Source organism: Gordonia paraffinivorans (genome assembly GCF_900683595.1).
GTDB lineage: Bacteria > Actinomycetota > Actinomycetes > Mycobacteriales > Mycobacteriaceae > Gordonia > Gordonia paraffinivorans.
In genome coordinates this window covers 326,576-339,390 of the sequence record NZ_CAACYD010000005.1, presented here as the reverse complement: position 1 = coordinate 339,390, position 12,815 = coordinate 326,576, and the positions used below count along the sequence as shown (strand labels likewise).

Below are 12,815 nucleotides of genomic sequence, written 5' to 3'. Positions count from 1 at the left end.
TCACTCCTTCGGTGTGGCCAGCGCGTTGACGGCCGACCCGCCGCGTCGGCCGAGGACCGTGATGAACTCCAGGTCGGTACGGGCGGCCAGCGCCGCGCACGACTCCGCGGCGCCGACGAACCCGACCGGTGCGCCGACGATCGCCGCGGGCCTCGGCGCGCCCTCGTCGATCATGTCGAGCAGTGCGAACAGCGCGGTCGGTGCGTTGCCGACGGCGACCACCGACCCCTCCAGTCGCGGAAGCCAGAACTGCAGTGCCGCAGCCGTTCTCGTCGTTCCCATCCGCTCGGCGAGCTCCGGGAGGCCGGGCTCGGACAAGTGGCAGAGCACCTCGTTGTCGGCCGGCAGGCGCTTGCGGGTGATCCCCGACGCGACCATCGACGCATCGCACAGGATCGGTGCGCCCGCCTCCAGCGCGCTCCGGGCGGCGGCCACCACGCCGGGCGTCGCGACCACGTCGCGGGTCAGGTCGGTCTGGCCGCACGCATGGATCATCCGCACCACCACGGTGGCGACATCGGGTGCGAACGCGGACAGGTCCGCTTCGGCCCGGATGGTGGCAAAGGACTGTCGATAGATCGCAGCGCCGTCGCGCAGGTACTCGCTCATGGTGCGGTCGAGCCTAGCGGCGCCGCCGCTCGTATCCGCCGTCGGGCGTGGCCTGCACCAGCAGATGTGCGGTGCCGGGCGAGCCGCACCGGCGTTCGCATCCCACCCAGTGCTCGCGGTCGGCGACCGGCGATCCGGCCCGCACGTGGGCCAATAGGTCGTCACGTACCCGGGTGTGTGCGGACCCGCAGCCGGGCGCGCCGACGCAGCAGCTCAGGCGGGCCCACGGGGACGAGGCGTCGAAGATGAGCCCCATCGGGGCCAGAACCCGCACGACTGTCTCGGCGACGCCCTCGGAGAGGTCGCAGATCAGGATCTCGCGGTCGGGGGTGAACACGATCGGCTTGTCGACGGCGGCGAGGAACTCGGCCAGGCGGGCGGGAAGCCGGCCCAGTTCGACGACGCATCCCAGCAGCACCGAGCCGTCGTCCTGGTCGAACCAGCCGACGACGGGCGCGGCGTCCTCGACGTCGTCACCCGGCCGTTCACCGACGACCGGGTCGTGCCGGTCTGCGAGTTCGCGGTGCAGGCGGGCACGGTCCTCGTCGCCGAGGTCCCGGACACGCCACGCGCCGGGCGCGATCTCCTGGAGGCCGGTGGCGACCGAGATCAGCGAGGCGACGATGCCCTCCGTTCCAGAGACCGAGCCGATCGGGGCGCCGTCCACGACGATGTCGGCGACCAGGGGCTCGCCCGGCTGCAGCACCGCGCACGCGTCCGGACGGCGGCGGACGATGTCGCCACGGCCGTCGTCGACGCCGAACAGGAAGCGCCCGGAGACGGCCTCGGCGTCAGGGTGCGAACGCAGCGCGTCGTCGAGCGCCTTCAGGAGCGGACCGGCGTCGGCGGCGCCGCCGATGCGTCCGGTCAGCGGACTGACCTCGATGTTGCGGGCCTTGTCGTGGGCCGAGTCCGGCGCGAGCCCGGCCGACACGACCGCCTCGGCCACGGCCTCGACGTCGGCGATCCCTCGGAGCTGGATGTTTCCGCGCGCCGTCAGTTCCAGGAACCCGTCGGCGTGAGTGGCCGACGCCTGGGCGAGTACGCCGAGCTGATCGGCGCGGATCCGGCCGCCAGGCAGGCGGATCCGGGCGAGAGCGCCGTCCCGGGCCTCGTGGGTGGTGAACACCCCGGGGCAGCGGTCGGCCGATGTCCGGACCTTGGTCATCCCACCAGGGTACGACCGGCGTCGCGGGCCGGGCGGGGAGCAGTGGACCCACGTCAGCGCGCCGACGGCGGCACCCGTAGGCTGTCAGGCACACCGCGAGGCGGCTGAAGCCGGTGAGAATCCGGCGCGGTCGCGCCACTGTGAGGGTGACGGGCATCCCCGACACCCGAGTCAGACCAGCCTCCTCGCACGAGACCCACCGCCACCGGGCGCGCAACCCGGCGAGGAGACCCGATGATCCTGCTTCTCTCGACCTCCGACACCGATCTGCTGACCGCGGCCGCCGCCGACGATGCCGTCCCCGGGGTCAGCTTCCGAGGTGCCAATCCCTCGCGGCTGCTCGTCGACGACATCGACGGCCTCACCGCCGGAGCCGACCTGATCGTGGTCCGCATCCTGGGCGGGGTCCGGGCGTGGGAGGACGGACTCGCAACGGTGGAGGCGACCGGAAAACCCCTGGTCGTGCTCTCCGGCGAACAGCAACCCGATCCGGACCTGATGGCCCACTCGACCGTCCCCGCCGGTGTCGCGGCCCAGGCCCACGACTATCTCGCCGCCGGTGGCGTCGACAACCTGGTCAACCTGCACCACTTCCTGTCCGACACGGTGCTGTTCACCGGCCACGGCTTCGAGCCGCCACAGCAGACCCCTACCTGGGGAATCCTCGATCGCGCCGCGCGAGAGGTGCCGGTCGACGCGCCGACCGTCGCGGTGCTCTATTACCGGGCGCAGCACCTGGCCGGCAACACGCGCTACGTCGAGGCGCTCTGCCGGGCCGTCGAAGACCGCGGCGCCCGGGCGCTCCCGGTGTTCTGCGCCTCCTTGCGCACCGCTCCCGACGAACTCATCGACCTGCTCGGCACCGCCGACGCGCTCGTGGTCACCGTGCTCGCCGCCGGCGGCGCCACCCCGGCGACCGCCTCGGCCGGCGGCGACGACGAGGCGTGGAACGTCGAGCGGCTCGCAGCCCTCGACATCCCGATCCTGCAGGGCCTGTGCCTCACCGGTTCCCGCGCCGCATGGGAGGAGAGCGACGACGGGCTGTCGCCGCTCGACGTCGCGACCCAGGTGGCGGTCCCCGAGTTCGACGGCCGGATCATCACGGTCCCGTTCTCGTTCAAGGAGTTCGACGACAACGGCCTGCCCTGGTACCAGCCCGACCCCGAACGCTGTGCCCGCGTCGCCGGTCTCGCCGTCGCCCATGCCCGTCTGCGCCGGATTCCCGCCGCGGACAAGCGCATCGCGATCATGCTGTCGGCCTATCCGACCAAACATTCCCGAATCGGCAACGCGGTCGGCCTCGACACGCCCCGCAGCCTGGTGCGCCTGCTGGTCGCGCTGCGCGACGCCGGCTACGACCTCGGACCGGAAACCGGACCCGACGCGATCCCGGGTCTCGCGCAGGAGGATTCGGATGCGCTGATCCACGCCATCATCGCCGCCGGCGGCCAGGACCCGGACTGGCTCACCGAGGAGACCCTCGCGTCGAATCCGATCCGCATGCCCGCCGCCGACTATCGCGCCTGGTTCGACACGCTCCCGGCAGGACTGCGCGACGCAGTCACCGAGCACTGGGGCGAGGCGCCCGGAGAACTGTTCGTCGACCGCAGCCGGAATCCGGACGGCGACATCGTCATCGCCGCCCTGACCTTCGGCAACATCGCGATCATGGTGCAGCCGCCCCGCGGCTTCGGTGAGAACCCGGTCGCGATCTACCACGATCCGGACCTTCCGCCGTCGCACCACTACCTGGCGTCCTACCGGTGGATCGCCGCCAGGCGCAACGGTGTCGAGGGCACCGGGGTCGGTGGATCGGGGTTCGGGGCCGACGCGGTCGTGCACGTCGGCAAGCACGGCAACCTCGAATGGCTGCCGGGAAAGAACCTCGGCATGTCTGCGGCGTGCGGAACAGACGCCGCCCTCGGCGACCTGCCGCTGATCTACCCGTTCCTCGTCAACGACCCGGGGGAGGGGACACAGGCCAAACGCCGGGCCCACGCCGTTCTCGTCGACCACCTGATCCCGCCGATGGCCCGTGCGGAGTCCTACGGCGACATCGCACGACTCGAGCAACTCCTCGACGAGCACGCCAACATCTCCGCCCTCGACCCGGCGAAGCTCCCGGCGATCCGTCAGCAGATCTGGACACTGCTCACCGCGGCCAAGATGGACCGCGACCTCGGTCTCACCGAGCGTCCCGACGAAGAGGTCTTCGACGACATGCTCCTGCACGTCGACGGCTGGCTCTGCGAGATCAAGGACGTCCAGATCCGCGACGGTCTCCACGTGCTCGGCGATCCACCGCGCGACGATTCCGAGGTGGACCTGGTGCTCGCGATGCTGCGCGCACGCCAACTGTGGGGCGGGACCACCGCGCTCCCGGGCCTGCGAGAGGCGCTGGGCCTGGCCGAGGACGGCAGTGCCGACCGCGGCGCCGTCGACACCGTCGAGGCGCGCGCCCGGGAACTCGTCGCCGCGTGCGCGAAGGCGGACTGGTCGGAGGCGGCCGTCGCCGAGGTCGCCGCCGGACTGCCCGAACCGGTGGGCGAGGTGCTGCGCTTCGCCGCCACCGAGGTCGTGCCGCGCCTGCGGCAGACGACGATCGAGATACCCCGCATCCTGCACGCGCTCGACGGCGGTTTCATCCCGGCCGGCCCGAGCGGTTCGCCGCTGCGCGGCCTGATCAACGTGCTGCCCACCGGTCGCAACTTCTACTCGGTCGACCCGAAGGCCGTGCCGTCGCGACTCGCATGGGAGACCGGCCGCGCCATGGCCGACTCCTTGCTCGAGCGTTACCTCTCCGATCACGGCGCCTATCCGTCGTCGGTCGGCCTGTCGGTGTGGGGGACCAGTGCCATGCGCACGGCCGGCGACGACATCGCCGAGGTGCTCGCCCTGCTCGGCGTGACGCCGGTGTGGGACGAGATGTCGCGCCGGGTCGTCGACCTCGAACTCGTCGACCTCGCCGAACTCGGGCGTCCGCGGATCGACGTCACGGTGCGCATCTCGGGCTTCTTCCGGGATGCCTTCCCCCACGTGGTGACCATGCTCGACGACGCGGTCGCGCTGGCGGCATCCGCAGACGAACCCGATGACGCGAACTTCGTCGCCGCGCACGTGCGGGAGGCGCTGGCCGAGCACGGCGATCGCCGTCGCGCCGTGACGCGCGTCTTCGGGTCCAAGCCCGGCACCTACGGGGCGGGAATCCTGCAACTCATCGACTCCCGCGAATGGCGCAGCGACGATGACCTCGCCCGCGTCTACACCGAGTGGGGCGGCTACGCCTACGGTCGCGACCTCGACGGCGTGCCGGCGGTCGACGACATGCGCGCGGCCTACAAGCGGATTGCGGTCGCCGCGAAGAACACCGACACCCGCGAGCACGACATCGCCGACTCCGACGACTACTTCCAGTACCACGGCGGCATGGTCGCGACCGTGCGCGCGCTGACCGGCAGATCCCCCGAGGCCTACATCGGCGACAGCACCCGGCCCGACGCCGTGCGCACCCGCACGCTCTCGGAGGAGACCGCCCGGGTGTTCCGGGCCCGCGTGGTCAATCCGCGGTGGATCTCGGCGATGCAGCGTCACGGCTACAAGGGCGCGTTCGAGATGGCCGCGACCGTCGACTACCTCTTCGGCTACGACGCCACCACCGATGTGGTCGCCGACTGGATGTACGAGAAGCTCACCGAGTCCTACGTCCTCGACGAGACCAATCGCGAGTTCATGCAGCAGTCCAACCCCTGGGCGCTGCACGGGATCGCCGAGCGCCTGCTCGAAGCCGTCGAACGCGACATGTGGCACGAGCCACCGGCGGATCTCCTGGACCGATTGCGCAGCGTCTACCTGGACACCGAGGGCGACATCGAGGCTCGGGGAGAATAGGCGGGGGACCGACGGGAGAAAATCCGGCCCGTCGTTCGTTGCATGACCAAGCAGCACCCGACAGACAGGTGAGAGAACACCATGGCATTGCGCTGGTTCGCCGTTTACGCACTCCTGGAGATCGCCGCGTTCGTGGCGATGGCGATGACGCTCGGATTCCCCTGGGCGGTGCTCATCACCATCGGAGCCGGCGTCCTCGGCTTCCTGACGCTGCGCCGGCAGGGCCGCAAGGTCTTCGGCGAGCTGCGCCGCGCCGCCGACAACCAGGTCGATCCGCGCGAACCCCTCGCCGACACCGCCGTGGTCGCCGCCTCGACGCTGCTGCTGGTCATCCCTGGCGTGGTCTCCACCGCCGTCGGCATGCTGATGCTCTTCCCGCCGACCCGCAAGCTCCTGCGCCCGCTGGTGGCGGTGCTCGCGGCGCGGCGTGCCGCGACGCTCATGGACCGCGCGGGGCTGTATGCGACCGGCACGTACCGGCGCACGAGCGTCACCGTCGACGGGAGCGTGGTCGACGGCGCGGTCGTCGACGCCGCGGGTTCCGGCACCCAGGGCCCCGGCGCCGGACCGGCACCGCTGATCACCCCGCAACTCCCGCCCACCCGCTGACCCCGGGGTCACCCGCGGCAAGGCACACTTGACGATCGTGGCAACCCAACTGCTCCTCGGCGGAATCGTCTACTCGGCGGCCGTTCCCGACGCGACCGCGATGGCCGTCACCGACGGCATGGTGGTGTGGGTCGGAACCGACGACGTCGGCCGCGCCCTGCACCCCGACGCGGAGGTCATCGACCTGAACGGGCTGTTCGTGACGCCCGGCTTCGTCGACTCCCACGTGCACCTGACCTCCACCGGTCTCGCGCTCGACGGCCTCACGCTCAACGAGGCGACGAGCCGCACCCACTGCCTGCAGCTCGTCGCGGAGGCCGTCGCCGCCGACGCCGCGGCCGGCCACGACGAGGGCGAGCTGCTGTGGGGGCTGGGCTGGGACGACTCGACGTGGGAGGGTGCCGGTCCCGAGGACGGCCGTTTCCCCACGACCAGCGAGCTCGACGCCGTCGTCGGCGCCCGACCCGTCTATCTGGCGCGGGTCGATGAGCACTCCGCTGTCGCGTCCACCGCACTGCGACGCCTCGTGCCCGAACTCGCCGACGCCGCCGGGTACCACCCCGAGGAACCCCTCGTGGCCGAGGCCCACCACCTCGTCCGCGGTGCAGCACGGCAGTTGGTGACCGCCGCGCAGCGCGAACGCGCCCAACGCCGGGCCCTCGACGTCGCCGCTGCGCACGGCGTCGTCGCGGTCCACGAGAACGGCGGACCCGACATCAGCGGTCTCGAGGACTTTCTCGCCATCGCCGAGCTCGACCACCCCGTCGAGATCCGCCGCTACTGGGGCCAGCCCGTCACCGACGAGGAGCACGCCGCCGAACTGCTCTCGATCACCCGCGCCGACGCCCTCGGCGGCGACCTGTTCATCGACGGCGCGATCGGATCCCACACCGCGTGGCTCACCGAGCCCTACACCGACGATCCCCACACCAGCGGCATCAGCTATCTCGACGCCGACACGATCCGCGCCCACCTCCGCGCCTGCACCCTGGCCGGCATCCAGGCCGGTTTCCACGTCATCGGCGACGCCGCGACCGGCGCCGTGGTCGAGGCGCTGACAGACCTGGCCGACGAGCTCGGGACCCCGGCCATCGCCCGCTGCGCCCACCGTCTCGAGCACGCCGAGATGGTGACTGCCGCGCAGGCCGAGGTCCTGTCGCGCTGCGGCGTCATCGCCAGCATGCAGCCGCTGTTCGACGCCGAGTGGGGCGGACCGGGCGACCTGTACGAGACCCGACTGGGTCCCGACCGCGCAGCCACCCTCAACGACTTCGCGATGCTCGCCAAGACCGGTGTGGCCCTGTCGTTCTCGTCGGATGCGCCGGTCACCCCGATCGACCCGTGGGCCACCATCCGGGCCGCGGTCCACCACCACCGGAAGACCAACGCGATCTCGCCGCGCGGCGCCTTCGCCGCCACCACCCGCGGCGGCTGGCGGGCCGGCGGGGTCAACGACGGACTCACCGGAACCCTGACCCCGGGCGCCCCCGCGAGCTACGCGCTCTGGGAGGCCGACGAGTTCGTCGTGGCCGGTTCACACGAGAAGGTGCAGCGCTGGTCCACCGACCCGCGGTCGCGCGTCCCCGCGCTCCCGGACGTGTCACCGGGCGCCGCACTGCCTCGTTGTGTGCGCACGGTGCACCGCGGGCGGGTCCTCTACGACCGGGACGCCACGTGAACGGAGCCCCTCCGTCGGATGTGACGGGTACCCCGCAGACCTCGGAACCCGGCGGTGCCGAGGTCGCCGGTTCCGGGCCCGGCGGCCGTCGTCGCCGGTTCCGGATCGGGCGCGACTCGCTCACCGTCGACTGGGCCTGGCGGACTCTGGTGTCGGTCGCGTCGGGTGTCGCCATGTGGGCCGCCTTTCCGCCCCGCAATCTCTGGTTCCTCGCCGTTCTCTCCCTCGGCATGCTGTTCGCGGCCCTCTACGTGGGCAGGCCGCGAGTGCGCACCGGCGCGTGGCTCGGCTTCGTCTTCGGTCTGTCCTTCTTCCTGCCGCTGCTGCCGTGGGTGGGGGAGTACGTCGGTCCGCTGCCGTGGATCGCGCTGTCGGCGGCGCTCGCCGTATACCTCGCACTGTTCGGCGCGATCGCGACCCTGACGACGCGACTCCCGCTGCCGCCGGTGTGGTTCACGCTGTCCTGGGTACTGGTCGAAGCACTCCGCTCGTCCTTCCCGTTCGGCGGTTTCCCATGGGGGAGAGTCGCTTTCAGTCAGGTCGACGGCCCGCTGCTGCCGCTGGCGTCGGTGGTGGGAGCCCCCGGTCTGTCGGCCGGGGTCGCGTTGTTCGGCGCCTCGGTCGCGTGGGTGCTGATGATCCTGGCCTCTGCGCTGAGACGCTCGGCGGCCAAGGCGCGCCCCGTCGCCGCCGACCAGCCGACCGGCCTCGTCCGTGCCGGCACCCTGGCCGTGGCGATCGCGTTGCTCGCACCGGTCGCGGCGATCGCGTTGACCCCGTCCACGATCGACCGCACCATCTCGGGATCGAAGGTGCGCATCGCGGCGGTGCAGGGCAACGTGCCGCGACTCGGCCTGGACTTCAACGCCCAGCGCCGCGCCGTGCTCGACAACCACGTGCGGACCACTCTGCAATACGGTCAGGCGATCGACGACGGTCTCGCGCCGCACCCCGACTTCGTGATGTGGCCGGAGAACGCCTCGGACATCTCTCCGGTCGACAACGCCGACGCCGCGGAATCGATCACCGCCGCGTCGGAGGCGGTCGACGCACCCATCCTCGTCGGAACCCTGCTGCGCAATCCCGACGGCCGACCCACCAACTCGGTCCTGGTGTGGGACGGCGCGCGGGGCCCGGTCGACCGCTACGACAAGCACATCGTCCAGCCCTTCGGCGAATACCTGCCGTGGCGGCCGTTCTTCCGCCTGTTCTCCTCCTACGCCGACCTCGCCGGCAACTTCCGGCCCGGCAGCGGGCCTGCGGTGGTCACCGTGCCGGGCTACTCCGCCGAGGTCATCGTCGGTGTCGCCACCTGTTGGGAGGTCGCCTTCGACCGGGCGGCCCGGCAGTCGGTCCGCGACGGCGCGCAGATGCTGTTCGTGCCCACCAACAACGCGACCTTCGGCCGCACCGAGATGACCTACCAGCAGCTGGCGATGTCGCAGGTGCGTGCCGTCGAACACGGACGTGCCGTGGTCGTCGCCGCCACGAGCGGTGTGAGCGCCATCATCGCCGCCGATGGCTCGATCTCGGAACAATCGGGCATCTTCACCCCGGACGTGCTGACCAGCACGCTTCCCCTCCACGACGACCAGACCCTCGCCACCCGTCTCGGGGTGTGGCCGGAGGCACTGGCCATCGTCGTCGCCGTGGGTGGTCTTTTGTTTGCGTTGGGATCGCGTACTAGGTTCACACTGATGTCCCGCAGGGACGCCGCTCGGGCGTCCGACGACACTAAGGAGCTCGATGGCATCGGGGATTGACGCCACGACAGGGCCGCGCCCGTCGGGTGACTCGCCGACTCCCGTGGTCGGCAACGACGGAACGGGTGCGCTGGTCGTCGTTCCGACCTTCAACGAGCGCGACAACCTGCCCGTGATCGTCGAGCGCCTCCAGAAAGCCCTTCCCGGTGCGCACCTGCTGGTCGTCGACGACTCCAGCCCGGACGGCACCGGCGAGGTGGCCGACGAGTTGGCCCGCGCAGACGCCGAGGCCGGCCGGCTCCACGTTCTGCACCGCAAGGAGAAGGACGGGCTCGGCAAGGCCTACCTCGCGGGCTTCGCCTGGGGGCTGGCACGCGATTACCCGGTCATCGTCGAGATGGACGCCGACGGCAGCCACGCCCCCGAGCAGCTCCATCGCCTGTTCGAGGCGATCAACGCCGGCGCCGACCTGGCCATCGGTTCGCGCTACGTGCCGGGCGGCGAGCTCGTCAACTGGCCCAAGCACCGCGAGTTCCTGTCGCGCGGCGCCAACACCTACGCCCGGCTAGCGCTCGGCGCCAAGATCAACGACATCACCGCCGGCTTCCGCGCGTACCGTCGCGGCGTCCTGGAGAAGATCGGGCTCGACTCGGTCGAATCGGCCGGCTACTGCTTCCAGATCGACCTGGCCTGGCGCACGGTCCGCGCCGGCTTCGACGTCCGGGAGGTGCCGATCACGTTCACCGAGCGCGAGATCGGCGTCTCCAAGATGAGCGGCGGGGTCATGTCCGAGGCGTTCACGATGGTGGCCCGCTGGGGTATCCAGAGCCGCCTCGAACGGCTGGGTGTGCTCAGGAACAAGTAGGCCCGAGGGCACTTCGTTCCCGGAGACATCCCGAGACCTCGGATTCGCGAGATCAGAAGCGTGGGCCCGGCAGGTTCGTCCTGCCGGGCCCACGCTTCTGTGTTCGGTTAGGGGTTCGCGCTCAGTGCGACGCGCCCTTGCGGCGCTGCCGAAGGAGTTCGAGACGCTCGTTGAGGAGAACCTCGAGCTCTTCCTCGGTACGACGCTCGAGCAGCATGTCCCAGTGGGTGCGCGGCGGCTTGGTCTTCTTCTCCTCGGGCGCTGCGCCCTCGAGCAGCTTGCCTTCCATACCGTTCTTGCACGGCCAGGTCGCGGGGACCTCGGCGTCGTCGGCGAACGGGATGTCGAAGATCTCACCATTGTCGGTGCGGTACTGGACGATGCGACGCGGCGCGAGATCGTGGTCGCGATCGGTCTCGTAGCTCACCGCACCGAGGCGGCTACCCCGAAGTACTCGATCTGCCATGAAGGGTTCCTCTCAGACTTCCTCAGATTCTCAGTTTGCCGGATCTCTCAGCGTGTTCGCGTGGTGTTCACCATCGAACCCAACAACTGAGTCGTCAACAGAAACATTCTACGCGCATCCGACCTCCTGGACGTCATTGCCGGTCAACCGCGCTGTCGCCCGTAACCCGGGCTCCGGCGGCGGTCTTCAGCTCCGGCGGCCACCCGACGTGCCGTACCGCGGTCCGATCCCGGAAAAGGGGTACGGTCTTTCGTTGTGGAACAGCCGTCCCGTCACCGGCGCCGCCCGTACGCATGTGCGTGGTGCGGCTCGATGATGGTCGATTCCGAGCTCGGACGGCGTCGCAAGTACTGCAAACGGTCCTGCAGGCAGCGCGCCTATGAACAGAGAACGCAACTCGAGGGCACCAGCATTCCCGCCGACGCGGTCATCCTCACGCCCGCGGAGGCCGCCGACTTCGGCGATCGCATGTTCGCGTTGCGCTGCGCCGCCGAGGACCTCGGCACGGCCGTCGCCGAACGCGCCGACCACGAGGTCCTCGCCGAACTGACCGACGCCCTGCTCGAACTCGCGAAGGAAGCCGAGAGGCTCCGGTGATCGCCCGCATCTTCGGCCTCTCCTTCGTGGTCACGATCATCACGTTGGTGGTGGCGTACCTCTACATGGGCTGGACGGGCCTGGCGCTGTGCGCGATCCTCGGCATCCTCGAGGTCTCGCTGTCCTTCGACAACGCCGTCATCAACGCGACCATCCTCGAGCGGATGACCGCGTTCTGGCAACGCATGTTCCTGACCGTCGGCGTCCTCATCGCGGTGTTCGGCATGCGCCTGCTGTTCCCGTTGCTCATCGTGTGGATCACCGGCGGCCTCGACCCTGCCGAGGCACTGCGGCTCGCCACCAATCCGCCGCCGGACGGTCAGAGTCACTTCGCCGACGGCCGACCCAGCTACGAGACCATCCTGACCGAGGCCCATCCCCAGATCGCGGCCTTCGGGGGCATGTTCCTGCTGATGCTGTTCCTGAACTTCGTGCTCACCGACCGTGAGCCCAAATGGCTCACGTGGCTCGAGCACCCGCTCGCCAAGATCGGCAAGCTCGAACAGCTGCCCGTCGTGCTCGCCGCGCTGTCCCTCGTGCTGGCGGCCGAGTACCTGGCCGCGGACGGCATCCGGTCGACCGTGCTGATCGCCGGAATCCTGGGCATCGTCACCTACATCACCGTGGACGGACTGAGTTCGCTGTTCATGTCCGACGGGCCCGACGACCAGCCAGCTCAAGACGGAGCGGCGGAAGACGGGGCAGGGGAGTCCGCCGTCGGACGCCGCGGACCGACGCCGGTCACCAAGGCGGCGGGCAAGGCCGGCTTCTTCCTCTTCCTCTATCTCGAGGTCCTCGACGCGTCGTTCTCCTTCGACGGCGTCATCGGCGCCTTCGCCATCACCTCGGACCCGATCATCATCGCCCTGGGCCTCGGTTTCATCGGCGCGATGTTCGTCCGATCCATCACGATCTACCTCGTCCGCAAGGGCACGCTGTCGGAGTACCGCTACCTCGAACACGGTGCGCACTGGGCGATCGGTGCCCTGGCGGTCATCCTGCTCCTCGGCGTCGAGTACGAGATCGACGAGATCGTCACCGGACTCGTCGGGGTCGCTTTCATCGGCGCCTCCCTGGCCAGCAGCATCCGCGCGAATCGGCGTGACGCCCAGCGCAAGTCGCCCTCGTCGGTGAACGCCTGACGGATTTCGTCTCGACCTTTCGCCGGGCTGTTCATGACGGTTCCATGAACCTTTCGGACACGTTTGAATCACTCTGCGCGACCTCCTGTC

The 12,815-nt window shown here is 70.3% G+C and carries 10 protein-coding genes; 7 read left to right on the top strand and 3 right to left on the bottom strand.

The genetic code is table 11. The features are described 5' to 3' along the window. Both E1P53_RS03680 and E1P53_RS03675 read right to left on the bottom strand, forming a co-directional pair. Nucleotides 1-609 (bottom strand): precorrin-8X methylmutase, encoded by a 609-nt coding sequence (locus E1P53_RS03680; protein ID WP_131733512.1) that lies wholly within the window; start codon nucleotides 607-609, stop codon nucleotides 1-3. A 13-nt stretch (nucleotides 610-622) separates the two neighbouring features. Beyond that, nucleotides 623-1,777 carry a ferredoxin-like domain-containing protein gene (locus E1P53_RS03675; RefSeq protein ID WP_131733511.1) on the bottom strand — a complete coding sequence of 385 codons (1,155 nt, stop codon included), beginning with the start codon at nucleotides 1,775-1,777 and terminating at the stop codon, nucleotides 623-625. Between the two features lie 234 nt (nucleotides 1,778-2,011). On the opposite strand from E1P53_RS03675, the gene cobN reads away from it, so the two are divergent. The 5 genes from cobN to E1P53_RS03650 all read left to right on the top strand — a co-directional run bounded on the left by cobN (nucleotide 2,012) and on the right by E1P53_RS03650 (nucleotide 10,520). Continuing rightward, entirely contained in the window at nucleotides 2,012-5,665 is a 3,654-nt protein-coding gene (cobN, locus tag E1P53_RS03670; RefSeq protein WP_131733510.1) for a cobaltochelatase subunit CobN, read from the top strand. 81 nt (nucleotides 5,666-5,746) lie between these two features. Next, nucleotides 5,747-6,274, top strand: a complete 528-nt coding sequence (locus E1P53_RS03665) for an FxsA family protein (protein ID WP_006899417.1) — start codon at nucleotides 5,747-5,749, stop codon at nucleotides 6,272-6,274. Nucleotides 6,275-6,311: 37 nt separating this feature from the next. Next, nucleotides 6,312-7,952 (top strand): amidohydrolase, encoded by a 1,641-nt coding sequence (locus tag E1P53_RS03660; RefSeq protein ID WP_040526444.1) that lies wholly within the window; start codon nucleotides 6,312-6,314, stop codon nucleotides 7,950-7,952. A gap of 173 nt (nucleotides 7,953-8,125) precedes the next feature. Beyond that, nucleotides 8,126-9,715, top strand: a complete 1,590-nt coding sequence (gene lnt / locus E1P53_RS03655; protein WP_085950499.1) for an apolipoprotein N-acyltransferase — start codon at nucleotides 8,126-8,128, stop codon at nucleotides 9,713-9,715. Further along, nucleotides 9,699-10,520, top strand: coding sequence for a polyprenol monophosphomannose synthase (locus E1P53_RS03650; RefSeq protein WP_006899414.1), 822 nt, complete (start codon nucleotides 9,699-9,701; stop codon nucleotides 10,518-10,520). The genes lnt and E1P53_RS03650 overlap by 17 nt, the downstream gene beginning before the upstream one ends. A gap of 121 nt (nucleotides 10,521-10,641) precedes the next feature. Here the strand turns inward: E1P53_RS03650 and E1P53_RS03645 are convergent, their stop codons facing one another. Beyond that, a complete protein-coding gene (locus tag E1P53_RS03645) occupies nucleotides 10,642-10,986 on the bottom strand; it encodes an RNA polymerase-binding protein RbpA (RefSeq protein WP_006899413.1) in 345 nt (114 codons plus the stop codon). A gap of 312 nt (nucleotides 10,987-11,298) precedes the next feature. Here E1P53_RS03645 and E1P53_RS03640 point away from each other — a divergent pair, with 312 nt between their 5' ends. Next, nucleotides 11,299-11,583, top strand: coding sequence for a hypothetical protein (locus E1P53_RS03640; RefSeq protein ID WP_083900193.1), 285 nt, complete (start codon nucleotides 11,299-11,301; stop codon nucleotides 11,581-11,583). After that, nucleotides 11,580-12,725, top strand: a complete 1,146-nt coding sequence (locus E1P53_RS03635) for a DUF475 domain-containing protein (RefSeq protein WP_131733509.1) — start codon at nucleotides 11,580-11,582, stop codon at nucleotides 12,723-12,725. The genes E1P53_RS03640 and E1P53_RS03635 overlap by 4 nt, the downstream gene beginning before the upstream one ends. The last annotated feature ends 90 nt before the right edge of the window (nucleotides 12,726-12,815 follow it).